At 59.7% G+C, this 25,572-nt stretch carries 23 protein-coding genes and 1 pseudogene; 17 read left to right on the top strand and 7 right to left on the bottom strand.

The window, feature by feature from the left end; translation table 11 throughout:
- Positions 1 to 231: 231 nt before the first annotated feature.
- A pseudogene (locus AC3RCP_RS12255) lies at positions 232 to 1,002 on the top strand (MCP four helix bundle domain-containing protein); the annotation flags it as partial.
- Positions 997 to 1,860 carry a methyl-accepting chemotaxis protein gene (locus tag AC3RCP_RS12250; protein WP_370686802.1) on the top strand — a complete coding sequence of 288 codons (864 nt, stop codon included), beginning with the start codon at positions 997 to 999 and terminating at the stop codon, positions 1,858 to 1,860. The pseudogene AC3RCP_RS12255 and the gene AC3RCP_RS12250, both read left to right, overlap by 6 nt.
- Positions 1,861 to 1,897: 37 nt before the next feature.
- Here AC3RCP_RS12250 and AC3RCP_RS12245 read toward each other — a convergent pair whose 3' ends face one another.
- Positions 1,898 to 3,232, bottom strand: a complete 1,335-nt coding sequence (locus tag AC3RCP_RS12245) for an aminotransferase-like domain-containing protein (protein WP_492571564.1) — start codon at positions 3,230 to 3,232, stop codon at positions 1,898 to 1,900.
- Between the two features lie 127 nt (positions 3,233 to 3,359).
- On the opposite strand from AC3RCP_RS12245, the gene AC3RCP_RS12240 reads away from it, so the two are divergent.
- Positions 3,360 to 4,256: a DMT family transporter gene (locus AC3RCP_RS12240; RefSeq protein WP_053260573.1), complete on the top strand. Its 897-nt coding sequence runs from the start codon at positions 3,360 to 3,362 to the stop codon at positions 4,254 to 4,256.
- A 417-nt stretch (positions 4,257 to 4,673) separates the two neighbouring features.
- Here AC3RCP_RS12240 and AC3RCP_RS12235 read toward each other — a convergent pair whose 3' ends face one another.
- Positions 4,674 to 5,003, bottom strand: a complete 330-nt coding sequence (locus AC3RCP_RS12235; protein WP_007924875.1) for a hypothetical protein — start codon at positions 5,001 to 5,003, stop codon at positions 4,674 to 4,676.
- A 272-nt stretch (positions 5,004 to 5,275) separates the two neighbouring features.
- Here AC3RCP_RS12235 and AC3RCP_RS12230 point away from each other — a divergent pair, with 272 nt between their 5' ends.
- The 6 genes from AC3RCP_RS12230 to AC3RCP_RS12205 all read left to right on the top strand — a co-directional run bounded on the left by AC3RCP_RS12230 (position 5,276) and on the right by AC3RCP_RS12205 (position 11,192).
- Positions 5,276 to 5,704 (top strand): hypothetical protein, encoded by a 429-nt coding sequence (locus tag AC3RCP_RS12230; RefSeq protein WP_087088203.1) that lies wholly within the window; start codon positions 5,276 to 5,278, stop codon positions 5,702 to 5,704.
- 36 nt (positions 5,705 to 5,740) lie between these two features.
- Positions 5,741 to 6,235 (top strand): PaaI family thioesterase, encoded by a 495-nt coding sequence (locus tag AC3RCP_RS12225; protein WP_007924872.1) that lies wholly within the window; start codon positions 5,741 to 5,743, stop codon positions 6,233 to 6,235.
- 368 nt (positions 6,236 to 6,603) lie between these two features.
- Positions 6,604 to 7,923: a pyocin-S2/colicin E7-DNase domain-containing protein gene (locus AC3RCP_RS12220; RefSeq protein ID WP_492571563.1), complete on the top strand. Its 1,320-nt coding sequence runs from the start codon at positions 6,604 to 6,606 to the stop codon at positions 7,921 to 7,923.
- A complete protein-coding gene (locus AC3RCP_RS12215; protein ID WP_492571562.1) occupies positions 7,920 to 8,180 on the top strand; it encodes a bacteriocin immunity protein in 261 nt (86 codons plus the stop codon). Before AC3RCP_RS12220 ends, AC3RCP_RS12215 begins: the two co-directional genes overlap by 4 nt.
- Positions 8,181 to 8,237: 57 nt before the next feature.
- Positions 8,238 to 8,858, top strand: coding sequence for a hypothetical protein (locus tag AC3RCP_RS12210; RefSeq protein ID WP_492571561.1), 621 nt, complete (start codon positions 8,238 to 8,240; stop codon positions 8,856 to 8,858).
- A gap of 132 nt (positions 8,859 to 8,990) precedes the next feature.
- Positions 8,991 to 11,192: an OsmC domain/YcaO domain-containing protein gene (locus AC3RCP_RS12205; RefSeq protein WP_492571560.1), complete on the top strand. Its 2,202-nt coding sequence runs from the start codon at positions 8,991 to 8,993 to the stop codon at positions 11,190 to 11,192.
- A gap of 157 nt (positions 11,193 to 11,349) precedes the next feature.
- On the opposite strand, the gene AC3RCP_RS12200 is transcribed toward AC3RCP_RS12205, so the two are convergent.
- Positions 11,350 to 12,567 (bottom strand): MFS transporter, encoded by a 1,218-nt coding sequence (locus tag AC3RCP_RS12200; protein WP_492571559.1) that lies wholly within the window; start codon positions 12,565 to 12,567, stop codon positions 11,350 to 11,352.
- A 155-nt stretch (positions 12,568 to 12,722) separates the two neighbouring features.
- Between AC3RCP_RS12200 and AC3RCP_RS12195 the strand changes: the two genes are divergently transcribed.
- The gene (locus AC3RCP_RS12195) at positions 12,723 to 13,664 is read left to right on the top strand and encodes a LysR family transcriptional regulator (protein WP_492571597.1); all 942 of its coding nucleotides are present in this window, start codon (positions 12,723 to 12,725) and stop codon (positions 13,662 to 13,664) included.
- Positions 13,665 to 13,715: 51 nt separating this feature from the next.
- Here the strand turns inward: AC3RCP_RS12195 and AC3RCP_RS12190 are convergent, their stop codons facing one another.
- The 3 genes from AC3RCP_RS12190 to AC3RCP_RS12180 all read right to left on the bottom strand — a co-directional run bounded on the left by AC3RCP_RS12190 (position 13,716) and on the right by AC3RCP_RS12180 (position 18,118).
- Positions 13,716 to 16,553: a TonB-dependent receptor gene (locus AC3RCP_RS12190; RefSeq protein WP_492571558.1), complete on the bottom strand. Its 2,838-nt coding sequence runs from the start codon at positions 16,551 to 16,553 to the stop codon at positions 13,716 to 13,718.
- A gap of 96 nt (positions 16,554 to 16,649) precedes the next feature.
- Positions 16,650 to 17,615, bottom strand: a complete 966-nt coding sequence (locus AC3RCP_RS12185) for a FecR domain-containing protein (protein WP_492571557.1) — start codon at positions 17,613 to 17,615, stop codon at positions 16,650 to 16,652.
- Positions 17,612 to 18,118: a sigma-70 family RNA polymerase sigma factor gene (locus tag AC3RCP_RS12180; protein WP_492571556.1), complete on the bottom strand. Its 507-nt coding sequence runs from the start codon at positions 18,116 to 18,118 to the stop codon at positions 17,612 to 17,614. Before AC3RCP_RS12180 ends, AC3RCP_RS12185 begins: the two co-directional genes overlap by 4 nt.
- 283 nt (positions 18,119 to 18,401) lie before the next feature.
- Between AC3RCP_RS12180 and AC3RCP_RS12175 the strand changes: the two genes are divergently transcribed.
- From AC3RCP_RS12175 to AC3RCP_RS12160, 4 genes are all read left to right on the top strand, one after another.
- Positions 18,402 to 18,704 (top strand): hypothetical protein, encoded by a 303-nt coding sequence (locus AC3RCP_RS12175; RefSeq protein ID WP_124373036.1) that lies wholly within the window; start codon positions 18,402 to 18,404, stop codon positions 18,702 to 18,704.
- Positions 18,705 to 18,984: 280 nt separating this feature from the next.
- Complete coding sequence (locus tag AC3RCP_RS12170; protein ID WP_492571555.1) at positions 18,985 to 19,248, top strand: hypothetical protein; 264 nt, start codon at positions 18,985 to 18,987, stop codon at positions 19,246 to 19,248.
- Positions 19,245 to 20,009: a Fic/DOC family protein gene (locus tag AC3RCP_RS12165; protein ID WP_492571554.1), complete on the top strand. Its 765-nt coding sequence runs from the start codon at positions 19,245 to 19,247 to the stop codon at positions 20,007 to 20,009. The genes AC3RCP_RS12170 and AC3RCP_RS12165 overlap by 4 nt, the downstream gene beginning before the upstream one ends.
- 224 nt (positions 20,010 to 20,233) lie before the next feature.
- Positions 20,234 to 20,986 carry a carbonic anhydrase gene (locus tag AC3RCP_RS12160; protein WP_492571596.1) on the top strand — a complete coding sequence of 251 codons (753 nt, stop codon included), beginning with the start codon at positions 20,234 to 20,236 and terminating at the stop codon, positions 20,984 to 20,986.
- A 125-nt stretch (positions 20,987 to 21,111) separates the two neighbouring features.
- Here AC3RCP_RS12160 and AC3RCP_RS12155 read toward each other — a convergent pair whose 3' ends face one another.
- Positions 21,112 to 21,384 carry a hypothetical protein gene (locus AC3RCP_RS12155; protein WP_028682239.1) on the bottom strand — a complete coding sequence of 91 codons (273 nt, stop codon included), beginning with the start codon at positions 21,382 to 21,384 and terminating at the stop codon, positions 21,112 to 21,114.
- A gap of 725 nt (positions 21,385 to 22,109) precedes the next feature.
- Between AC3RCP_RS12155 and AC3RCP_RS12150 the strand changes: the two genes are divergently transcribed.
- From AC3RCP_RS12150 to AC3RCP_RS12140, 3 genes are read left to right on the top strand one after another with little or no spacing between them, the layout of a single operon-like run.
- Positions 22,110 to 23,264 carry a dsDNA nuclease domain-containing protein gene (locus AC3RCP_RS12150; protein WP_492571553.1) on the top strand — a complete coding sequence of 385 codons (1,155 nt, stop codon included), beginning with the start codon at positions 22,110 to 22,112 and terminating at the stop codon, positions 23,262 to 23,264.
- On the top strand, positions 23,261 to 23,746 hold the full coding sequence (locus AC3RCP_RS12145; RefSeq protein ID WP_492571552.1) for a hypothetical protein: 486 nt from the start codon (positions 23,261 to 23,263) through the stop codon (positions 23,744 to 23,746). Before AC3RCP_RS12150 ends, AC3RCP_RS12145 begins: the two co-directional genes overlap by 4 nt.
- Positions 23,736 to 25,517, top strand: a complete 1,782-nt coding sequence (locus tag AC3RCP_RS12140; RefSeq protein ID WP_492571551.1) for a hypothetical protein — start codon at positions 23,736 to 23,738, stop codon at positions 25,515 to 25,517. Before AC3RCP_RS12145 ends, AC3RCP_RS12140 begins: the two co-directional genes overlap by 11 nt.
- Positions 25,518 to 25,572: the final 55 nt, after the last annotated feature.

The following is a 25,572-nucleotide window of genomic DNA, read 5'->3' as shown; positions in this document are numbered from 1 at the left end:
CCGACGCCACCGATATCACTGTGATATCATCACCACCTTTCCGGCCAGGGCCCGTGCAGCCCCATCCACCCCGGAAGACCTCATAAAAGAAGGCGCCACGATGCGCCTCCCGCCTGTCTTGCCTGCAAGAACCGACGACGCCCCGGAGCCTTTCCGAGCGCGCGCCGCTTTGCTGCGAACCTGCCGGATGCCGCGCAGGTTGTGCCTTTTGCCGCCACAAGGAACACAGTCATGCTTTTACGATCGATGAACATTTCCCGCCGTGCAGGCCTCAGTTTTGCCCTGATCGCGTTGCTCGCGGTTGCGCTCGGGGCGTTCTCCCTGCTGGAAATGCGGCGCATGAACGAGCAGTCGCTCGAGGTCGACAGGAACTGGCTGCCCTCGATCGTCGCGGCCAACGCCGTGGCCCTGACCAGTACCCAGATCCGTACCCTGACCCTGCGCCTGCTGGTCGTACGCGACAGAACCGAAGTCGAGGCCCTGCTGGACCGGGTCAAGCAACTCGACGAGCAACTGTCGGCCCAGCAACTGGCCTACGAAAAGCTCAGTATCGCCCCCGAGGAAAAGGCTGCGTACGCGCGCTACCTGGGGGTCAGGGCGCTGTACCTCAAGGACCAGCAGCGCGTCCTCGACCTGGCGCGCCAGGGGCGCAAGGACGAGGCGATCGCCATCGTCGACGGCGGGCCGTTCCTGACCAATGCCGACGCCATGCTCAAGGAACTGCTGAGCGTGGTCGAGGTGAATACCCACGGCGGCGAAGTGGCCGCCACGCGCAGCAACGAAGTGTTCCAGAGCGCGGTCGGGCTGGTGCTGGCGATCCTGGCCATCGTGCTGGTGCTGACCGTCGGCCTGGCCATCGTGCTCACCCGCAGCATCGTGCGGCCGCTGAGCCAGGCCGTGGCAGTCGCCGAAACCATCGCCAGCGGCGACCTGTGCCATGCCATCAGCGTGACCGGCAACGACGAACCAGCGCGCCTGCTGCACGCCCTGCAACGCATGCAGAACAGCCTGCGCAGCACCCTGCAGAAGATCGCCGATTCCTCCAGCCAGCTGGCGTCGGCCGCCGAGGAACTGCATGCGGTGACCGAGGACTCCAGCAAGACCCTGCACCAGCAGAGCAACGAGCTGGAACAGGCCGCCACCGCGGTCAACGAAATGACCGCGGCGGTGGAAGAAGTGGCACGCAACGCCGTCAGCACCTCCGAAGCATCCCGGGAAACCGACGCCACCGCCCACCACGGCCGGCAGCAGGTGCAACACACCGTCGATTCCATCGGCGACCTGGCCGACGAAGTGACCCGCACCTGCGAGCAGGTCGAGCACCTGGCGGTGGATGTACGCAATATCGGCCAGGTCCTGGAGGTGATCCGCTCGATCGCCGAGCAGACCAACCTGCTGGCCCTCAACGCGGCCATTGAGGCCGCCCGGGCCGGCGATGCCGGACGCGGTTTCGCCGTGGTCGCCGATGAGGTGCGGGCCCTCGCCCATCGCACCCAGCAGTCGACCCAGGAAATCGAAAGCATGATCAACACCATCGAAGAAGGCACCGAAGGCGCGGTCAGCGCCATGCGCCACAGCAACGAACGCGCCCACCTGACCCTGGAAGCCGCCCGCGCTTCGGGCCTGGCCCTGGACCAGATCACCCAGGCCATCACCTCGATCAACGAACGCAACATGGTGATCGCCAGCGCCAGCGAAGAGCAGGCCCAGGTCGCCCGCGAGGTGGACCGCAACCTGGTGAACATCCGCGACCTGGCGACGCAGACCTCGGCCGGGGCCAACCAGAGCAACGCCGCCAGCCAGGACCTGTCGCGTCTGGCGGTGGAACTCAACGGCCTGGTAACCCAGTTCAAGGTCTGACGGCCAACGGGCTCCCGCGCCTTGCCGCGCGGGGCCTTCAGTAGGCGTATTGAGCAATCACCTTGCGCACCCTTTCCAGTGCCACCCGCAGCTGATCCATATCGACCGAGCCCAGGGCCAGGCGAATCGCGTGGGGCACCGGCGCGGCGCTGACAAAGGGCTCGGCGGTGGACACCGAGACATTCTCCCGCAGCAAGGCCATGGCCACCTGATCGGCACGCACCTCCTCGGGCAGCGGCAGCCAGAGAAAATAGGACGCCGGATGCCCGATGTACGCCAGGCCGGCCAACACCTCCCTGGCCAGCGCCTGCCGGGCTTGCGCGTCCTGGCGCTTCTCGGTTTCCAGGCGCGCCACGGTGCCGTCGTCGATCCAGTTGCAGACCAGCGCCGTCATCACCCCGGGGGTGTTCCAGGTGGTCGCGCGGATCACCCGTTCGATCAGCGGCACCCAGGCCGGCGGCGCGACGACAAAACCGACCCGCAACCCGGTGGCGACATTCTTGGAAAAGCCCGACACATACACCGTCAGTTCCGGCGCCAGGGCCGCCAGCGGCGCGGGCGGATCCTCGGCGAGAAAGGCATAGGCGGCGTCCTCGATAATCAGCAGGCGATGCTGCCGGGCTATGTGCACCAGACGCTCGCGCCACGCCAGATCCAGCACCCAACCCATGGGGTTGTGCAGGGTCGGCATGGCGTACACCGCCCGCACCCGTCGGCTGCGACACAGCTGCTCGAAGGCCGCCAGGTCGGGGCCGTGCTCGGTCAGGGCAATCGACACCAGCTCCACGCCGTGGGCGTCGGCCACCACCTTGAACCCCGGGTAGGTCAAGGCATCGGTGGCGACCACATCGCCGGGCTTGAGCAGCGCCATCACCGTGGTCGCCAGGCCATGCTGGGCGCCGTTGACGATCGACACCTGCTCGGCCTCTACCCGCAACCCGCAAGAGACCAGATACCGCGCCACCGCGGCCCGCTCGTGGCTGCGACCACTGTGGGGCTGGTAGCGCAGCAGCGCCTCCAGGTCACCGGCGGCCGCCAGTTGGCGCAGGCCGCCGCGCAACACTTCGGCCTGCCCGGGCAACGCCGGATAGTTGAAATTCAGGTCCAGAGTACCCGCCGCCGTGGCCTGCTGGTCGACGCCCTGGCCCGGCGGCAATGCGGTCTCGCGGACAAAGGTGCCGCGCCCGGTTTCGCCACTGATCAGGCCCATGGCCTCCAGCTCGGCATACACCCGCGAAGCGGTCACCAGGGCCAGCCCTTCCCTGGCGGCCAGCTCGCGGTGAGTCGGCAGGCGGGCGCCGGGCGGCAGGGCGCCGCCACGGATATCGGCGGCAAAAGCATCGACCAGTTGTTTGTAGCGGGCACGGGCCATAGCGGAATGTATCCATGACAATATTTTGATTGTATTGCTTAGCGCTCCTAGGATGGGGCCTGAGCAGCCCAGGCGCAATCTCGCCCTGCAGCGCGGCGCTTACCCTTGAACAGAGCTGAGCCCCTGAATGGAACGGACATCCCCCCTGCCACACCCCACCACGCAAAAGGCCGCGAGCGGCTGGCTCAACGGTTTTATCGGCGTGCTGATTTTCAGCGGCTCGCTGCCGGCCACCCGGGTCGCCGTGCTGGAATTCGACCCGCTGTTCCTGACCGTGGCCCGCGCCAGCATCGCCGGGGTCCTGGCCTTGTGCCTGTTGCTGCTGTTCAAGGAAAAACGCCCGAACAGAAACCAGCTGTGGCCCTTGGCGATAGTCGCCCTAGGCGTGGTGGTGGGCTTTCCCCTGCTGACCGCGTTAGCGCTGCAGTACGTGACCTCGGCCCACTCCATCGTCTTCCTGGGCTTGCTGCCACTGGCCACCGCGGTGTTCGGCGTGCTGCGCGGCGGCGAGCGGCCGCGGCCAGTGTTCTGGCTGTTCTCGGTGCTGGGCAGCCTGCTGGTGGTGGGGTTTGCCCTGTCCCAGGGGCTGAGCGCCGCGCCGGCCGGAGACATCCTCATGCTGCTGGCGATCCTGGTCTGCGGCCTGGGTTACGCCGAAGGCGCCAAGCTCTCCCGCACCCTGGGCGGCTGGCAGGTGATCTCCTGGGCTTTGGTGCTGGCGCTGCCGGTCATGGCCGTGCTGAGCCTGTTGCGTGCCCCGCCTTCATTTAGCGGCATTACCCTGCCCGCCTGGCTGAGCCTGGGGTACGTCGCGTTGTTCAGCATGCTGATCGGCTTTGTCTTCTGGTATCGCGGGCTGGCCCAGGGTGGGATCGCCGCCGTCGGCCAGTTGCAGTTGCTGCAACCGTTCTTTGGCCTGGCCCTGGCGGCCACCCTGCTGCATGAACAGGTCAGCCTGGGCATGCTGGGAGTGACCGTGGCGGTGATTTTGTGCGTGGCCGGGGCGAGGAAGTTTTCCAAATAGCGGTTCGGCCCGCCCCAGAGAGACTGGGCTGAGGTTTCCCCTCAGACCGGAGAGATGGTCGCCAGCAGACCGATCGCGATGGTCAGCGCCAAGAATCCAAACAAGAAAATCGCCATCTTCGCCATAAAGGCCTCCTGAACAATAGGCTTTCGCCAACGCGAAAAGCAGAACGCAGCCTCAGGCTCCAGCCGGCGGACCGGTGCGCCTGAGGGGTGCGTTATTGTCAGGCCAGATCTGATCCCGATACAGACGCAGGTGACGAAGAAAAATACGGATCAGATGGCGGCGGACTCTGTCGGCCCATGGACCAAAGGTCCGGGTACATGAGGCAAAGCCGACATGCCTCGACCCAGGATCGCCGGCGCCCACGCCAGCATGGCAGCCCGGGCAACCGGCAATTGCGCGTGCCTTCCCCGGTTATTTGCGCGCCAGCTTGTAGCGCACGCAATCGTCGTAAAAACTCTGCCGCACCGTCGCCGGCTTGGCCCGCGAGGGGCTGTCGTAGGTCTGTTCGGTAATGCCCAGGGCCAGCATGCGCATCCAGCCCTTGCTGAACTTGTAGGTCTGCAGCTTCTGCCGCGCGGCATACAACGAAACGCCCGACAGTTTCAGTTCCTGCGCCCGCGCCGCCGTCCCCGCGCCCCAACTGCACACATACCGGTCATTGGCCGGCAACTCCTTGCCCTCGGCCGCGACAGCCACGCTGACCAAGGCGAACGAGGTCAGCGTCATCCACACATTGCGCATTTTTCGATCTACCTAACCACCTGAAATTAAAGTGATTTTGGCGGTGATTGAGCGACCGCGGGGCCAGCATCGGACCTTATTGGAGAAGGCAATGTGCCTCTCTTTTACTGGCCACTTGTTCATTACGGGCGCCAGGCTTGGCAACAGCCGCCAGTCCAGGTTCCTGGCGCAGGGCTTCTCGCCCCCTCCGGGCAGAAAATTACCCCTGCAAGCGTCTGGCTGGTATCGTGCGGCCCTGTAAAAACACGCCGTATGACTTGAGGAAATGGACGTTGAGCACTGAAGAAAAACTGACCGGGGATCTGTTCGAAGTCGACAAGCGCCTGGGGCTCAAGCCCGTGGTGGACTTCAACACCTATCTGCGCACGGCCTTCGGCGACGGCAAATGCACCTGCGGTCGTTGTGTCGCCAGCGCGGGCGTCGAGAGCGGTTATGCCTACCAGCACAGCTTCGACTTCGGCGGTAAAGTCACCCACCGCCGCTTCGCCACCACTGCCGGCAGCGACGTGCTGCTGGTGCTGAAGAAGGCCTGGCTGTCCTACACCAAGGCCGAGCTGGAAACCAGCGGCAACCTGGCGCTGGACACCGTCAAGGAATTCGTCGAGCCGCAACTGCACCAGCGCCTGCTGCCCCTGCTGCTGGCCAGCGGGCTGGTCAAGGACATCGACGGCGACCTGCAGATACAGGCACAGGCGGCCTGAGGTTTTCCTTCTCCAACAATAAGAAAGGTAAGACACATGCACCCACTCTCCCTGCAAGACAGCACCGCGCCGGACGGCGTTTGTTTTGGCTGCGGCAGCCGCAACCCCCATGGCCTGCACATCAAGAGCCACTGGCATGAGGATGGGGTGCATGTGATGGCCGAGCACCTGCCGGACAGCCAATACTGCGGCTGGCCCGAGCTTGTATACGGCGGCCTGATCGCCATGCTGGTGGACTGCCACTCGAACTGGACCGCCATGGCCTACCACTACCGCGCTGAAAAACGCGCCCTGGACAGCCAGCCACGAATCAACTGCGTGACCGGCAACCTCGGCATCAAATTCATCAAGCCCACACCGATGGGCGTGCCCCTGACCTTGCGCGCCAGGGTCGAAGGTGAAGTCGGGCGCAAGAGCCGGGTGATCTGCGAGGTCTACGCCGGCGATGTGCTGACGGCGATCGGCGACTCGATTTTCGTGCGGGTCGATACCGAACAACTGGCCGCGGCGGCCCACGGCCGGGAAGCCTGAGCCGGATCAGGCTCGCTCACGATCTTGAAACCTTTGGGAACCACGATCCGAAGCAGGTAAAACCAGCTTACAAGGGGGACGCCTAGTTCTTGCTCGCGACGGCGGTTAACGATAACGCGTGTCGAGTGGATGAACGCGGCGCTCTCAAGTCCATCGCGAGCAAGCTCGCTCCTACACCAGCCCCACTCTCGTCCTTAACGGATCGGCATTAGCCAGAATCGTCCTGCTTGTCAGCCCGTAAAAAATAAAGACTCGCCCTTCAAACCTTTCAGATTCCTCCCAGAGTAATGCCTCGTCCTACCCAATAGGGTTGATGCCATCCCGCCTCCGGCTGGAAAACCGCAACGGATGGACAGGCAGAACCCTCGATGGCGCGCAACAGACTTCCCCCGATCAAGAATCCCCCTTCCGGCGACGGGCACCATGTCAGCTACCGAGACATGACCCCCAGCGAACGGGCGGAACAAGAGGCCAGGCAGAACGCCTATGAACGGATGCTGGTTCGCCAACAAGCCTACGCAGACAGCCTCGCCAGCCCACCCCGCAAGCAACAGGCGATGGCCGGCTGCACATTCACCAAATCCTGCAAGCTGCCCGACGGGGTCATGGACTACCTCAGCCCATCCGGGGCGATTCCCACCGACGCCATCAAGGACTATGGCGAGCTTGTCTTGCTGGGGGGCCGTGGCGCGAACGCGACGGGGAATATCCCGCTCAAGAAAATCAGCGGCACCCTTCCCCCCGTGCTGGGTAGCCTTGCGCTGGGTGGCGAGGCCGTGGCGTCCGCCGGGGCTAGCGTGGCCACCGGCGGGGTCGTCGCCGGTGCCCTGGCTGGCGTGGTGGCCATGCTCTGGCCGTCGAGCCTGGGCGACAGCGCCTTGTACACGCCAGAGCAACTCGACGCGCTGAAAGAAGGCCGCACCCGCGTGCGCCTGCATCTCGAACAACGGTCCGACGGCACGCTCAAGGGCTATGGCTACAACACGCAAAAGCAGCGTGGCTGGGAAATGGTCCCGGTGGTGCGCTTCGCTGCCAAAGGCCAGCAGCAAGTAGCCGACTTCGGCGACGGTGTCACCCTGATCTGGACACCCGCGGTGGACCCGTCCAGCACCTCCGGCATCCCCCCGCTGGAGGCCGCGCCCCAAGCCCCCCACATCTGGATCTTTCCGCCCACCGAACAGGCGGACACCCTCATCGTCAACCCGATCTACCCGCCGGAGTACAAGGACTTCATCCTGGTGTTCCCGCCGGGGTCCGGGGTTCGGCCGCTCTATATCGTGCTGAGCGTGCGCAAGACGCCCGGTACGGTTACGGGTCGGGGGCAGGACGTAGAAGGTCTCTGGCTCGCGGGGGCCGACTCCGGGTTAGGTTCTCCGATACCCACGGAGATTGCTGATCAGTTGCGCGGGAGGGAGTTCAGAAGCTTTGATGCTTTTCGGGAGGAGTTGTGGAGGGCTGTAAGTGATGATCCAGAATTAGCTGCGCAGTTTAACAACAGCAACAAGGCACGAGTGCGAGACGGCATGGCTCCACGCGCAAGAGCCTCTGATACCGTTGGCGGGCGACGCTCCTTTGAACTGCACCACAAGATACCTATTTCAGAAAGCGGTGAGGTTTACGATTTAGATAACCTTGGTGTCGTCACGCCAAGACACCACATCGACTTGCACAGGAACAACAAACGATGATCAAGCTTGCAAGCTCTTTGTCCGAATACACCGAAAGCGATTTTCTTAAACTGCTCGACGAAATATGCAATGCGGTGGGCACCGAGAAATATCAGGATCAGTTGCTAGAGCACTTTATTGAAATGACCGGCAACCCCGCCGCATCTGACTGGATTTACTATCCCGAGAATGGCGAAGACGATTCGCCAAAGGGAATCTTGAAAACCGTCAAAGAGTGGCGCTCGGCCAACGGTTTTCCGGGTTTCAAAGAACCATAAAGCAATGACCTTGAAGCGCCATTCCACTAAACCCATCAAAGCTGAATCAAGGACGATATGAATTTTTTCAGCCGTATCGCCGGTCTTTTTGACCGAACCCCCAAGGAGCAAATTGCGGGCTATTCCCTGTCAGAACTCCGAGCGGTTTTCGACGACCCCCTTAAACACACCACTCCCGCCCTGCCCCTTCCACTACGCGCGGTTTCTTTGGAAGACACAGGCGTGCCGGCTTATTACTGGACCTTGCTGATCGACGGGAGCGACAGGGATTCTTTCCAGGCACTTATCGAATCCAGCTTCACCTTGAGCCACGAGCGAAGCTTCAACGACCTTCCCGTCAGGCAGTATGAAAACCTCCAACACCACCAGCACCTGATCTGTTTTACATCCACCCGGGAATTCAATGCCGTCACGGTGCGCCTGGTAACCAACAGCACTGACTTTCTCGAAGCCATTCAGCGCCAGCGTTTCGCCGTTCCGCCGCCCTGGGTAGCCTTCGAGGGTTACGACCCTGCCTGGTGGGGAACGCAGTTGCAAGGTGCCCAGGGTTACTACAACGACCAGTACTTCCTGCCGTTTTTTACCGGCTTGAGTAAGGCAGAGAAGCTGGCTTATTACGCCCGCTACACTGCCAGCCAAGCGTGGGCTGCCAGCCTGATGTCAATCGGTGATGAGTGAGAGGAGCTGATGCCGCAGGCCGCGACCTCCTCCCCCCAACCACCTGGCCCGCTTGCCGAAAAGCGCAAGACTTCGCGCTGAAAAACCGGATAATGGCCGCCATTTCGTTTTGCTCGTTATTCGGTGTGCCCCATGGAAATCAAGGTCAACTTTCTCGACAACCTCCGACTTGAAGCCAAGTTCGATGACTTCACGGTGGTGGCCGATCAACCCATCCGCTACAAGGGCGATGGCTCGGCACCGGGTCCGTTCGACTATTTCCTGGCGTCATCGGCGTTGTGCGCGGCGTACTTCGTGAAGTTGTACTGCGACACCCGCAATATCCCCACCGATAACATTCGCCTGTCGCAGAACAACATTGTCGATCCGGAAAACCGCTACAACCAGGTCTTCAAGATCCAGGTCGAGTTGCCGGCGGATATCTCCGACAAGGACCGCCAGGGCATCCTGCGCTCCATCGACCGTTGCACCGTCAAGAAAGTGGTACAGGCCGGGCCCGAGTTTGTGATCGAGGAGGTGGAAAACCTCGACGCCGATGCCCAGGCCCTGTTGATGCCGAGCGCCGAGGCGCACACCACCTACATCGCCGGCAAGGACCTGCCGCTGGAACAGACCATCGCCAACATGTCCGGCATCCTGGCGGGCCTGGGCATGAAGATCGAGATCGCTTCGTGGCGCAATATCGTGCCCAACGTGTGGTCGCTGCATATCCGCGACGCGCAGTCGCCGATGTGCTTCACCAACGGCAAGGGCGCGACCAAGGAAGGCGCCCTGGCCTCGGCCCTGGGCGAGTTCATCGAGCGCCTGAACTGCAACTTCTTCTACAACGATCAGTTCTGGGGCGAAGAGATCGCCAACGCACCGTTCGTGCATTACCCGGACGAGCGCTGGTTCCAGCCAGGCCCCAACGACGAGCTGCCGAGCGAAATCCTCGATGCGTACTGCCTGAAAATCTACAACCGCGAAGGCGAACTGCGCGGCTCGCACCTGTTCGACACCAACTCCGGCAATGAAGAGCGCGGCATTGTTTCGCTGCCGTTCGTGCGCCAGTCGGATGGCGAAGTGGTGTATTTCCCGTCGAACCTGATCGAAAACCTCTACCTGAGCAACGGCATGAGCGCCGGCAACACCCTGGCTGAAGCCCAGGTGCAGTGCCTGTCGGAGATCTTCGAGCGCGCCGTCAAACGCGAAATCATCGAAGGCGAATTCGCCCTGCCGGATGTACCGGCAGAAGTCTTGGCCAAATACCCGGGGATTCTCGCCGGCATCCAGGGCCTGGAAGCCCAGGGCTTTCCGGTGCTGGTCAAGGATGCGTCGCTGGGCGGTGAGTTCCCGGTAATGTGCGTGACCTTGATGAACCCGCGTACCGGTGGCGTATTTGCCTCGTTCGGCGCGCACCCAAGCCTGGAAGTGGCGCTGGAGCGCAGCCTCACCGAGCTGCTGCAAGGCCGCAGTTTCGAGGGCTTGAACGATCTGCCGCCGCCGACGTTCGAAGGTCAGGCGGTCACCGAGCCGAACAACTTCGTCGAGCACTTCATCGACTCCAGCGGCGTGGTGTCGTGGCGTTTCTTCAGCGCCCAGTCGGATTACCAATTCGTCGAGTGGGACTTCTCCGGCCAGGGTGAAGACTCCAATGCCCAGGAAGCCGCGACCTTGTTCGGCATTCTCGAAGGCATGGGCAAGGAGTCCTACATGGCCGTGTACGAGCACCTCGGCGCCACCGCCTGCCGCATCCTGGTGCCGGACTACTCGGAAATCTACCCGGTGGAAGACCTGATCTGGGACAACACCAACAAGGCACTGTTCTTCCGCTCCGACATCCTCAACCTGCACAGCCTCGACGAGGAAGAATTGCAGGCGTTGCTCGAGCGCCTGATAGAAAGCGAACTGGACGACTACACCGATATCACCACCCTGATCGGCATCGAGTTCGACGACAACACCGCCTGGGGTCAACTGACCATCCTGGAGTTGAAGCTGCTGATCTTCCTGGCCTTGCAGCAATATGAAGAAGCCAAGGAATGCGTGGAGATGTTCCTGCAGTACAACGACAACACCGCCGAGCGTGGCCTGTTTTACCAGGCGATGAATGCGGTGCTGGAGATGGAACTCGACGACGATCTGGACCTGGCGGATTACGAAACCAACTTCCGTCGCATGTTCGGCAACGAGCGGATGGATGCGGTGATTGGCTCGGTGAATGGCGATGTGCGCTTCTATGGCCTGACGCCGACCAGCATGAAGCTGGAAGGGATCGACCGCCACCTGCGCCTGATCGACAGCTACAAGAAGCTGCACGCGGCGCGGGCCAGGGTGACGGCGCTGTCCAGCTGATGGCCAGGCCGGGGAACAGCGCCCGCCGTTGAATCGACAGGCGCTGGCCCCACAGGCATAGGAAATGGCCCGGGCGATCAGCGGGCCAACCCGCCGGCACCACCCCGCTGCCGGCTCGAACCAGCTACTTCTCAGCGACCCTCCAACCCCTTCCCTGCTAGCCCCCGGCGACACCTTCCTCCCCCGGCGCCGTATTGCCGGCAATGGCAGCCCCCAGGAAATACAGCATCCCGCCCGCGATGATGAACAGCATCAGCATGTAGAAGATGTATTGGGGCGGCTGCACCGCCAAGACCGCCCCGCACAGCACAGGCCCCAATGCCGCGCCCAGGTTGTTCAGGTTCTGCGCCCCGTAATACATGCCCCGCAAATGGCTGGGGGCGATGTTGTCGATGAACATGTATTCGGCGGGAAACACGATAATCTCGCCGAGCGTGAAAATGACCATGGCGCCGACCCAGAACACCAGGGTGGTCGACAGGGCGAAGCCCGCCAGCCCCAGGACAAACATAACCAGCCCGCCGGCGAGCCACAGGCTCAAGTGTTCCTGGGAGATTTTCCTGCCGATGAAGTATTGCAGGCTGATCACCGTCAGCGCATTGGTGGCCACGATGCTGCTGATAATCCGGTAGGCAGTTTCGGCTGTGGTGGTCACCACCAGGTACTGCGAGAGGTAGGCACTGAACTGGCCGAAGACCACGGCGCTGAGCAGCCCGCCCAGGGTAAAGCACACCAGCCGGCGATCGCTCAGCAACAGCTTGCCCACGGCCAGGAATGGCGCGCGGGGCTGGCTTGGTTCAACGCCCGCCAAGCCCCTGTCGCCCCACACGAAGTAGACAAAAAAGAACCCTGCGCCCAGCCCCGCGGACAACAGAAAAGGCAGGCTGATATCCAGCCCGGCCAGCCCCGCGCCGAGAAAGGGGCCGACGGCATAACCGATATTGGTCAGCGTGTATTTGATCGAAAACACCTCGCCCCGGCCAGCGACGGGGAGCAGGTTGCCAAAGCCCGACTTCACGGCGATATCAATGACCGCGTAGGCCAGGTTGATCGACACCAGGCACAGGTAGAACAGCCAGAGATCGCGCGCGACAAAGGTGCCGAGGAAACCCGCGGTGAACACGCCACTGCAGACCAGGATCAGCCTGTAGCTGGACATCCGGTCCACCAGGAACCCGCCATACAGGCTCAACAGCGAGCCAATGATCAGCGTGCTGCCGATGACCAGGCCGACATCGGCGATGCTCAAGTGGAAGTGGCCCGATAAGTAAATGACCAGATAAGGCAGGGTGATCGCGCGAGCGAGGGTCAGGATCAGGGACGCTGAAAGCAGCAGGTTTACCGTGGTCGGATAGTTTCTTAGCGTGGCCAGCATCCTTGCCTCATCGTTATTGCCATTATTTTTGTCGGGTTCGCGCTGTGGCAATCGCAGGAAAGCCGGCGCGGATCAAGCATACTGCTGAACCCAGTTCTCATTGCTGATGGTTTTTACCGGGTGCGTGGAGCCAGATTCACGAATAAGGAATGTCTATGTTTTCCTCCGAACGCTTGAAGGGCATCGATGTATTTGTCTGCGTGGCCGAGTCTGGCAGCTTCACGGCCGCCGCCGAGAAAATGCACCTGACAGGCTCCGCCGTCAGTAAAAGCATCGCGCGCCTGGAGGGCCGGCTGGGCACTCGCCTGCTGCATCGGACCACGCGACGCGTGACGCTGACCGACGCGGGGATGACCTTCTATCGCACCTGTACCGGCGTGCTGGCCGACCTGGAAGACGCCGAGTTTGCACTGAAGGCCGAAGCCAACGAGGCCCGCGGCAGTGTTCGCATCGACCTGCCAGGGGCTTTTGGCCGCGCCCAGGTGCTGCCGATCCTGCTGCGCCTTGCCCAGGATCATCCAGCGCTGACGCCGCATATTTCCTTCTCCGACGGTTTCGTCGACCCGTTCAAGGAAGGCGTGGACATCGTTGTGCGTATTGGCGGCGCGGATGCCTGGCCCGATACGCTGGGGCAGCGTTGCCTGGCCCGCGAACGACACCTCTTCTGTGCCTCCCCCGTCTATCTGGCCAGGCAGGGCATCCCATTGACCGAAAGCGATCTGCAACAGCATCAGTGCATCGCCTATGGCTGGGTGGACGGAAGAATCAACCCCTGGAATTTCGCCGACGACCAGGGCGCCACGACGCGCCGGCAGGTCGCCGCCCAGCTTGTGGTGGGCAATGGCGAAGGCATCGTGATGGCGGCCATGGCCGGTTGCGGTATCGCGCAGTTGCCGTCCTGGCTCGTCCAGCGGCAGCTGGACGAAGGGACCTTGGTGGAGGTGCTTGCCCATCGGGCAAGCGAGGGGATGCCGATCAACCTGGCCTGGGTCAAAAGTCGTGAAACGCTGCCCAAAGTCAGGGTCCTGCTGGAGGCCCTGGTCACAGGGCTGACGCCGATAGACGACGGCGACCTGACCGCCAGCCCTGCCCGGTGACAGGCAACGATCGACCAGCACCTGCCGCCGGCCGATAGCCCCGCCCTGCCCTCAGAACTTCGTCAGCACCCCCACCCGCAACGTCCGCCCCGGCGCCGGCATGAAGCTCTGCGCCAGCGGGTCCAGGTAGTAGCGATCGGTCAGGTTCTGCAGCGAAACATTGAGGTGGGTGTGCTCCTTCAACTTGTAGTTGAGGAACAGATCGAACAGCGCCACCTCGCGGTAGACCAGCTGCGGTGTGGTGGCGCCGGTCTGCCAGTTCTCGTCGGCCTTGACCGTCGGGCCGGAGCTGTAGGTGGCGCGCCCGCCGACGGTCAGGGACTGGTCAAAAAAGCGCAGGCCCGAGGTCAGGTTCGCCGAGAACCGTGGCGGGTTCTGGGTGTTGGAGTACGAGCCCATGAAGCTGCCCGGCGTGCAGTCCGGCGTGTTGCTCAAGTACCGATAGCGATTGCTGCTGGCCCGCAGCCGCGCGGCGAAGGCCGAGTCGCAGGTTTCGGTCTTCAGGTAGTAGGTGGACGAAAAGTCCGCGAACACCCGACCCGCGTCGTAGTGCGATTGCAGCTCCAGGCCGCTGGTCTTGTAGCTGTCGGTATTGCTGAAGCGCATCTGCCCCATCAGGCCCGGGCTCGGGTCGTAGTAGCGGGTGATGTAGTGCTTGATGCTGTTGTTGAAGTAGGCCAGCTTGATCGCCGCCGAGTCGTTGTCCAGCAGCAGGCCCTTGTGCAGCGTGCTGGCGCCGATTTCCCAGCTGCTGGAACGTTCGGGTTTCAGGCCTTTGCCCGGTGTGGTCTGCAACACGCCCTGGCTGGTTTCGAACAGCGAGGGCATGCGCAGGCCCTGGGTGTAGGACGCATAGACGAAGGTGTCTGGCAGCACCTCGACATTGATGCCGAAGGCCGGTGCAAAGGCGCCGCCGCTGTTGCTCTGCTTGCCGGAATAGTCATAACCGCTGACCACCTCGCCCACCTGCGACGGATAGACCGTCGAGTCGGTCGCGCCGAAGTCGTTGTAGCGGATGCCCTCGAACGGAAAGTTGGTGTTGTTGAAGACAATCCCATTGTTCCGCCGCGGGTCCGTGGCGTCGGTGTACTGCCCGTTCGAATCCGGGAACCACAGCATGTTGCCGGAGGTGTCCGCGTTCGAGACCCGCAGGTACCTCAAGTCACGCTCCTCCCAGCGCGCCGTCGCTTGGGCGACGTGGTCCTTGCTGCGGTAATAGGTATAACGACCGCCGCCCCACAGGGTCAGGCTGTCGACCGGTTTGTACTCCAGCTTGCCGTTCAGGCTGAACTCCTGCCGCTCTCCTTCGCGCAGCATGCGGTTGGCGTTGATGTCGTCCTGGGTGGTGACCACGCCCTTTTGCGGGCGCAAGTCTTCGACCTGGAACGAGCCACCCAGATCCAGCTTGAAATCGCCATAGTCGCTCTGCAAATGCGAGGTGTTGGCCAGGTCGCCGCCGATGCGGCGGTCGGCCTGCCGGCTCCATCTGCGGTCCGAACGATAGGCTTGCGAAGCCGGGGCCGCCACCGAGGTCAGTTGGCTGGTCTGCGCGTCGGTCATCCACAGGCTGGCCGTCAGGTCCACCAGCGGATTGCCGTCCGGCAGGTAGTGGTAGCGCGCGGTGTAGGTGTCGATCTTGGTATGGCCCAGGGGGTACTGGTAGATGCCGCCGGTGCCGAAACGGAAAATGTCCGACGGCATGATTTCGCCGATGCGCCCGTCGTAGCGGCGGTAGCCGAGGTCGAAAGTGTGACCGTCCGCCGGGCGCAGGGTGGTCTTGAGCAAGAAGGACTCAGTCTCCGAAGAGGAGTTCAGCACCTCCTCGCCGGCGTTATAGGTGGTGGCCACACTCGTCTCTTCGTCGCCGTAACGGTCATAGGTGCGATAGCGGTCCTGGCCCTTCTTGCCGGCGAAATAGTTGCCCTGGTTGCGGTGGGCGTAGGCCGCCACCACGTCGAAAAACTCATGGCTATAGGCGAACGCGGCACTGCCGGACTCGGCCTTCGAACCGAACAGTCCACCACGGCTACGATGCGGCTCCGAGAACAGCTCCTCGGTCATCGAATGGCTATCGCGCGAGGCGGGAGCGACGCCGTTGTTCCACAGGTCGCCCTTCAAGCGCAGGCCGATGTTCTTGCCGTCCCGCAGGATGTCGTCGACGCCGAGGGTGCGCATCTTCACCGTGCCGCCGATGGCGCTGGAGGTCAGGCTCGGGCCCTTGTCGATGGCGATGTCACTGATCAGGTCCGGGTCGATGTAGCTACGTTGCTGGGTGCCGGCATACCCGCGATAGACATCCAGCGCCTGTTGCGAGCCATCGACCGTCACCGCCACCCGGCTCTGGCCCTGGATGCCGCGGATGTTCACATCCAGGCCGCCGCCGTTGCGGCTGTCGCCGACCTGCACCCCAGGCTGGCCCTTGAGCACGTCGCCGACCGAGATCACGCCAAAGCGCTGCATGTCCTCACCGGAGATATACACCGAGGATCGCGGCGCCGAGTACACCTCCTTCTGCTCGAGGTCTTCGCCGACGACTTTCTGCGACGGCAGCACCATATCCCCGCCCGCCCGATACAACTCGAAGCTGCCGTCAACCTGGCGCTGATAGCCCAGGCCGGTTCCCGCCAGCAACCGCGCCAGGCCCGCCTCGGTGCTGAAATCGCCTTGCAGGCCCTGGCTGCGCTTGCCTTCTGTCAGCGTGGCGCTGCCCGCCATATTGATCCCCGCCTGCACGCCGAAACGCGACAGCGCCTGGTCCAGCGGGCCGGCGTCGATGCTGTAGTGCTGGCGCTCGCCAGCCGCGAACACGGCCGCGCCGCACAGCGGCTGCAGGCTGAGGAAAAGCAGGCCAAAGGTGCGGGCACACAAGGCTCGGGCGGGGAAGATCATGCAAGGCTCCTAGGGGTTGGCACCCACCTGTCCCGGTGGGTCATACCTGAAGGCCAAGCCAGATCGAAAAAACTGCGCCCCGGGGAAAAAATATTTTCAGGCCGGCACCACAGTCACCCAGTAACGGGTTCGTCGCTCGATGCGCACCGGCAGCGTATTGGCCACCAGCGCCAGCGCGGCATCGGTGTCGTCCAGCTGGAAACTGCCGGTCACGCGCAAGGCCGCGACCGCTTCGCTGCAACGCAAAAAGCCCGTGCGGTAACGCGAGAGTTCAGCCAGCAGGGTATCCAAGCGCATGCGTTCGGCCGGCAAGATGCCGCGCAGCCAGGCCTGGGCCATAAACGGATCAACACGGCTCGGCGCCGCGACGCCCTGGCTCTCGACCCGGGTTCGCCAACCGGCCTGCAGCGGCACCGGTAGCCAATGACGCCGCGCACTGACCTGCGCCAGACCGCGCAGCACCGTCACCTGGGTGCCCTGGCGGTCGTGGCGCACCAGCAGATTGGCGCCGCGGCTGTACAGCACCGCGTCCGGGGTCAGCAGTTGCAGCGATGCCGATTCCGCCGGCGTATCCAGTGCCAGCTCGCCCTCGACCAACTGCACACTGCGCCGCTGCGCGTTCAGCTCCAGGTTCACGGCGCTGGCGGTGTTCAGCCACAGCGAGCCACCGTCCGCCAGGGCCCAGCGCCGACGCTCGCCGATACTGGTGCGGTAAGTCGCCAGGGCCGAACGCACCAGGGTGGCATCCGCGCCTTGCCAGGCAACCCCGCCGAACAGTCCCAGGGCGAGCAGGCACTTGAGCACCTGCCGACGCCGCTGCGGATCGGCACCGGCCGACTCCAGTGCCCGCCGCGCCGTGGCATCGGCCAACAGATTGGCCCCAGGCTGCAGCATCAGCGGCAAGCTGCTGACCCGCTGCCAGGCGTATTCATGCTCGGCGCTCGCCTGCCGCCACTGCTGCAAAGCCTGATGCTCGACATCACTCATCAACCCGGACTGCGCGCGGACCATCCAGTCGATGGCGCTGTCGCGCACCCGCGGATCAACCACGGCGCCACTCATTCAAAACGGCTCGCGTAACAGACACTGAACGCCTTGCCCATGGCCCGCTGCACCTGGGCCACGCTCAGGTTCAACCGCGCGGCGATCTGCGGGTAGGTCAAGCCGTCGAGCTGGGACAAAAAGAAAATCTGCCGCACCCGCGACGACAGCCCCACCAACAGCGAATCCAGCTGCAACAGGGTTTCGATCATCAAGTGCCGCTCTTCCAGCGAAGGCTCCTCGGCCACCGGCCGCGCCGCCAGCGCTTCCAGGTAAGCCCGCTCGATCGCCTGGCGCCGCCAGCGATTGATCAGCAAGCCATTGGCAATGGTCGCGAGAAACGCCATGGGCTGGCGCAGCTCGCGCACATCCTCCTGCGAGCGCATCACCCGGACAAAGGTGTCGTGGGCCAGGTCCTCGGCATCGGCACTGTGCCCCAGCCGCCGATGCAACCAGCCGCGAAGCCAGCCGTGATGGTTCGTATACAACCGGGCGACGGGCGAGGCAAAGCTGTCGTCGTGCATGTCAGATCCGCACTAATGATAATGCTTCTCATTTTAGAGTTTGGTGCCAGGCGTTGTACAGCACTGAGGAAGTGGCTCGGGTTTTAGCAGGGCCCTGAAATGCCCTCGGCATAGCACATTTGCCCTATATGCCCCCCTCCAACGCCATGCTGAAATAAATCCCTCTATTGAGTCAGATTTAACAGGGGCCGGCTGTGCCAGATTCCCTGACTCCACGTTTTCTGACGTGCCCCGTTGAGGATCGCTGATAACCAGGGCGAAACACTATTAAGGAAGATATGCCATGAACAAAAACTACCTCTTTGCCCCCGTGTTACTGCTTCTGGCGGGTACCTTGGCCGGTTGCTCGACCAATCCCAATGTCTTGCAAATACACAAAGTCACCGCGGAAACCATCGGCCTGGCCTCCACCGACGAACTCACCATGGGCCCCGTCACCAAAGGCAAGGAAGACTTCCTCGGCGGCTCGGAACTGACCTTCAAAGCCACCACCGCCAAGGGCCGCGTCTTCAACTGCTCGACCTTCATGACCCCGGGGATTCTGCTAGATCCGCCGAAGTATTCGCGGCTTACTTGTACTAACTGAGCTGCTGGCAGCGGCTTGAAGCAAAAGGCCCCGACTTGTCGGGGCCTTTTGCTTTGATTGGTCGGTAGGTTGCCGGGATTTCACATAGCCTGATCTCGGAACCAATTGCGCGGCGACAACCCCGCCAGCCGCGCCGCCAGGGCCTCCATATAAACCCGCTCGGCTCCCCCTCTATAGCGTCTTTTAAGTGCGTAACAAATCGAGGCGATCAGAAGCTTGGCACCGACATAAACAAGCAGGCGTTGATGCTATGATTTGACGGCTAATGGAGGGTTATTCGATGAGCAAAACCGCCGTTTCTGGCGTTGCCAGTGAAGTTCGCAAGCTTGCCAAGGCTCACAAGGTCACCACTGAGCCTGACAGCATGAGTCGCATGGCTGCCACCATCACCCGCCTTGCCGGTGACTCGGTCGAGTTGGATAGCATTGAGCGATTACTGGTCAATCTCAAAAAGAAAGGCGTGCTGAGCAAGAGCCAAACCCTTGAATTTCAGGAGCGCTATCTCCAGGAAAAAAGGCAGGCCAAAAAGAAACTTAGCGCATGAGTTTCGACCCTTTCGGTGATTTCGAAACGGCCGGCTATCTTCGAAATCATCAACGCCTCAAAGACCCTGTCGAAGTCAAAGAATCTGAGCACTTTGTCTTCGAACTGAGTATCGAAGAAGCGCTTTCACACTTGGCTCGAAAGAGGCGACCTGACTACAAAGCCATCCTTAAGGTTCACAAGATCCTGTTTGGCGGGTTTTATCCTTGGGCTGGCAAAGATCGAAATGAGCTAGTCCCGCATCTCGCCATATTCAAAGGCGCATACAACGACCCGCACAGCACCATTTTCGAGCACCCTGACTTCATCAAGAGGTCCGTCGACTATGCGCTCAAGCTGGCGGCAGACAAGAAAAAGTTCCAAGAAAGACCAGGAGAGGTCATGGGCCAGTTGGCATTCGCCCACCCCTTCCTGGATGGCAACGGACGCACCCTCCTACTGGTTTTCATGGAACTCTGCTACCGGGCCAGATTTTCGATCAATTGGTCCAGAACGAACAAAGATGACTACCTGCGAGCACTGAGCGACGAAATTCGAGCGCCTTTCCAAGGGCACCTCGACAACTATCTGAAACCTTTCGTAACTGCCATAACAAGCCGTGACGAGTGGCCACAGATGATCGGTGGCATTCGCGGTCTGGATGGACTCGACAAAGAAGACATTACCTACGAGAGCCTGGATAACCCGGAAGTCCAGCAGCTCTACAAAACCTATCGGGCCCAGCTTCAAGACGCCCCGGCGGTGCCGGGGGCTGATGACTGAACCCGTTGCCCTCAAAACAATTCCGTTCTTCTCTCCTCCGCTTCATGGGTGCTTGCAAAAGCGTTCAGTGAGTCACGCAGCGTCCGAAGGTCACTCTTTGCAACCCTTCGAGGCCGCGGAAAACATCGTGTTACAGACCGTCTAGACTCCAGTATTCCAGGGCCGAAGGTTCCTGGCCCCCAATGGCAGTCATTCCCACCGAGTCGACCCGAGAACACAAAATCATGTGTGAATCATGTGATTCAAACTCCGCTGCAAACACCCACGATCGTCGTCGTTTTCTTCGCTTCGCCGGACTGGGGGCAGGCGCCCTGCTGATAGCCGGCGTACTGCCAGACAGGCTGGTCCATGCCGCCGAAAAAACCGCCGCGCCGCCCAAACCACAAAACGCCATCAGCCCCGACCAGGCACTGCAAAGGCTGATCGAAGGTAATGAGCGTTATGTCAGCGGAAACTCAAAGACCCACGACTTCAAGGACGAGCGCGAAGCCCTGGTTTCGGGGCAGAACCCGTTCGTGGCGGTGCTCAGTTGCTCCGACTCGCGGATCGCTCCCGAATACGCATTCGACACAGCCCGAGGCGATCTTTTCGCCATACGCGTTGCGGGCAACTTCGTAACCGGCGAAGGCCTGGCCAGCCTCGAATACGCCGTCGCGGTACTCGGCGCCCCGCTTATTCTCGTACTGGGGCATGAGAGCTGCGGCGCCATCGAGGCCGGCATAAAAGCCGTAAAAGACCACGCCGTTTTTCCTGGGCATATCCAGAAACTGACCGATGCACTCAAGCCTTCTATCGAGAAAGTGCTCAAGCAACCCGGGGCTCTTATGGAAAATGCCACGGTGCAAAACATCAAGGACTCGGTCGGCAGCCTTAAACAGGCCACGCCGCTGCTCACCGATGCACTCGACAAAGGCAGGTTGAAAATCGTAGGCGGCATCTACCGCCTTGCCACCGGTAAAGTCGAGTTGATTGCCTGAACCGGACAGTGCGCATCGCCTACCGATAAGCCGAGAAAGAGCCCTGCACGCCGGCTGGGCTCTGCTGGTTTTCGCCGCCTGGATAAACGACCGGGCTTGCGCTGCCCGGCCGTTGGTTGTCGAGATTAAGCGTTCAGCGCCTGAGACTTATCGCCCAAGGTACGCAGCAGATCGCAGCCGTCGCTGAGCAGCAGGCCGATGGCAAAACGGATCTGGGCGACATCTTGAGCGCCGGAAGCGCAGTCGAGGATTTCCAGCAGATTGCGGGCAGCGCCGATACGTTGTTGGGCGCAGGTGTAGAGATCGGAGAGTGAGGCGTTGGCGTCCAGGTAGAGGACGGGGTGGTCGGTGTCGTTGCGGGTGAGTGGGACGAGGTTGCAAATTTCTGTGCGGGTCATTGGTGAAGTTCCATGAGTATTTAAGCCCTGCCTCAGTCATCCGACCGAACAGAGAATCGGTTGGTGGATGAGGCGCTATGCACATAGTTTTTGGCCCGCGATGACCAGTCATCAGTCAGCAATGACGAGCTGAACAATAGAAGCAGTATTCGCTTGGGGACAGCCTTTAGGTGAAAGACTGTTTGGTTTATCGTTTCAAAAATATGCTGTGATCAGCTTGTGAATGGCTACTTTCGGCCAGAAGCAGCCTCTCAGGGCGGGGCAGAAACGGACGTCTGACAAAACACCTATTCGTCTTAAATACGATCCCAAATGGCGAACAGCACACCGGTACGATCAGGGGGCTGCGGTGTCTTGCCAAGTACAAGGCACCGGACAGTGCCAACATAATCATCTATCACACAGAGTGAGGAGATTGTGTGCGGCAACCTAGATCGCCCAGCATCGTTTACTGATGGCAATCAGCCGCATATGATGCACCAACTGAAAGAACATCAGCCCCAAGGGCCTTAGCAATGGAAGCTAATCGTGAATATCTGCGCTCACGACATCGCGCTACTCAAGCCCGGCAGCTTGTTGCTATCGCGATCACATCCGAACGCGCCCCTCACCTCACTAAATGCCATGTGTGCCGCCGAACCGTTTGGGGGGGCACGCAACTGCAGCGCTTCTCAACCGTTCAGAATAGCCGGCTCCAATCCGACAAAGAACGCTGAGCGCTATATATGAAACTTCATGAAGTTAAGGCTCGCGAGTTGAACGGTAGAGATACCATTCACCGATTTAAGGCCCAATTCAAAGCCGCAAGCCTAGAATGCTTAGCACTCCTCGAAGACTGCGCCATTGAGCGAGTCTTTTGCGACTACCACGAAGATTACGTGGTCAAGTTTGTGGATGACGGGGAGATTTACTACCGCTTCGTACAGGTCAAAACAAAGACAAAGCAGAACCATCTTTACAATATCCTAGAGATATTTGGTATCAAGAAAACCAAAAAAAACGGCCACGATTTACCCAACAGCTTTGCCGGCAAGATGTTGTTACACGTAGATAACTTCGGTGACACCTGCCACTCTCTCGTCATCTTAACGAACATCAACTTTGACGATGATGTCGAAGGGTTGGTCAACGATGCACAATCCGGCAATGTTGTATCCAAACATACGGCAACGCTCATAACTGAAACTAAAAAGCTTGTACCAAGTCTAGCAGCAAAGACCGACAAAGAAGTTCTCGACTTCCTATCCCACCTAAAGCTAGTGCCTCGCCAGCAAATCTTGAACGAGGACGACGATAACTTCGTTTCAAGCGCACATAGTCAAATTTACAAATACAGTGAAATCAATTTGACTCCGAAGGAGGTTCGGCTTCTGATCATTCAGCTTCTATCACTAATAGAAAGCAAATCATCAGAAGAAATAAAGGACAGCATGACCGAGGATATGCTTAATGATAAAGCGAGTGTGACCCTCGATGACATGCTCGACATCCTTGCCATTTCTCGCCCGGCCTATTATCTCCTCAGAAATGGCGGCGACCCGAACGCTATTAAAAGCGTTTCGATTCTTCAGCGCGTATTAAAGCGAAACAACTATAAAGAAGAAACGCTTAACTCATTTGCAAACTTCAAGTCGCAGTGGGAAACCTGGTATCGAGTTAACAGGCACACAATCCAAGAGTTAAAACTACTTGAGCTAATGGGCGAAATAACAAGTCTGACAGATAGCTTGGCTGTCGGAAGAATAGACATGAAGACAATTACAGGTGCGGTCGTCAAGCTAACAACTAATCTTCGCGCACTATTAGACCGCAATGACCTAACTGAAGAATTAGTTTTTGGAGCCGTACTGTCTGAAATCGTGAAAGGAGAGTCTTCATGAATTTCCGTGAAGCTGTGGCTGCAGCAAGCACTGAGTCCCAAAGTCTTAATTTCTCGTACTCGCCAAGAAACAGGTCTGACGTTTTGGGTAATGAGACTTTATTTCATATCCCGTTAATTGCACTGACCATAATTTTACTCGCACGTAGCCAAGCAAAGCCTAAACGTAACGACATTGGCATGCTAGTTGGGCAGTGTTTTGAACAGAGCATTGCCAGTTTCAAGGGTTCAACGCAAGAACTAGGTTGGTCTGCGAACTTAAGAGTAAGAACAATTAAGGCGCTGACATTCTTGGAAGACGCTGGGATGGTCGCCGTTAACAAACACAACTCTCGGATCGATGCCGCAGAGCCTGGTAAGAAATTCATAGACAAAGTTATGAGCGAAGAAAGCCACCTTTGCGTGGCGCTCTTAACCATCAAAAGATCATATAGAAATATCTGCAAAGAACGAGACATCGAGGCCAAACTAGATGAAATTTGAATCCCTACAGTTCTTTGCAAGCCATGGCGGTGGATGGGTCTCTCAAGAGCTGAGGTTTGGTAAATCTGTTACTCAGCTATTTGCCCTTAATGGAAGTGGGAAAACACCGCTAATCCAATCCATCATGTTTTGTCTCGGATTAGACGTCCAATTTCGTGAAGACATCATTCGGAATACTGGAAAGGTCGTCCTGCGAGTAAACATAAACACTAACTTACTTTCCTTTGAGCGGAAGGTAGGAGAGAAATACGACATTACCGTTAGCAGCGACGGCAGAACTATCAATCGCTTCTATAACGATGAAGACTTTTCCAGGTTCATGCTGGGCATCTTGAACCTAAGATCTGAGCGTCTGACTACCAATAGTGACACCGCTACAATTCCGTTTTTCTCGGCGATACTGCCACTATTTTATCTAGACCAGGACATCGGTTATTCGGACTATTACGTTCCGCCGCGACATAGCTTTATCAAAGCTCAGTATTCCGAAATGATTCGCCTAGCCGTGGGCCTCCCTGCCAGAAGCTCATTCGACGCAGCCAAAAAGACGATCAATCTCAAAAAAGAGCTCGACTACCTGGATAAGACTATCACAGATAGCCGTAAGCTTATGGAGAGGCTACGACAAGATCTCCCAGCCGCTCCACGACTTGAAGCAGATATTGAGCGTGATATTACCTCACTCAAAGCTCGTCTTGATGAGTTGAAGACGACCAAGGACATTAAAAGCGAGACATTAAACAGCTTCGATTTCTTGATTACCGATCTTCGTCGCCAGCACCGAGAGATAGCCTCACAGCATATAACCCTAGAGTCGAGGATTCGCAGCTCGTCTCAAATACGAGATGAGATCGAAAGCGAAATCGAGACCCTGGATTTGAATGAAGAAGCTCGCCGTGCATTCATTTCTTTTAGCGAAATATGCACAACCCCCTCGTGCGGGATGTTTCTCGTCAGCTCTGACTCGTATGGCAAAAGCCTGCTTTATCTCAAAGATCAGCTGAAAGACCTGGAAGCCGTGACCGTCGCGAATATACAGCAGGCTGAAGCTCTGCAGACGAAGATGACTTGGCTAGAAGGACAAATCGCTGATCTTTCCGCAAAGAGAGGGATTGCAGAGCGCGAAGCAGGGATTGAGATGTTCATTGAGGCGATCAGTAGAATTGCCTCCGAACTCTTCGAGTTAGAGCTCGAAAAAGGTCAACAACAGAAATACAAGAGCCAAGAAGGTAAGCACCTCGAACTGCTGAATCGGCGAGAGGCGGTTCAAAACGAGCTAGAGTCTCTCGGAAAAACCAGAGAGCAATCTCCGGATGTAATGCGATTCAAGCTCGCGTTAGCCGAGAAAATGGCCCGTTGGCTCGACATCCTTAACTCCAAGAACATCTCCAGAGAGATCCAGATCGACAGTGATCTGAAGCCAATTCTTGGCTCTGAGAAGCTTGGGATCATCAAAGGTAGCTCTAAGGCTCGTACGGTGCTCGCATTCCACGCTGCGCTATTTGAAATCTGCACCGGCAATCCAACCTCGCCCTTCCGAACATTGATATTCGATACCCCTCGGCAGCAGGAGATTCACTCAGAGGATCTGGATGCGTACATCAAAGAGCTCAAAGTAGTGGCTCTAAAAAATAACGCTCAGGTTATCTTCTCGACTACCAGCTACCGCTTCGAGATCGACCCGGCGACGGATGAAGAATGGCTTCCAAAGTTCGGTGGTTTTGAACAGCCAATGTACCTCGGATATTTCAATAACATTCTGGACTCATAGTCTTTAGTTCTCCGAACTGCTCCAGCAGTACGGCCTATCCCCCCTCACTGTACAA

It is taken from the genome of Pseudomonas sp. GW822-FHT05A08 (genome assembly GCF_058800485.1).
The sequence above is the reverse complement of the archived record's forward strand: the minus strand, read 5'-3'. Positions and strand labels throughout refer to the sequence as shown.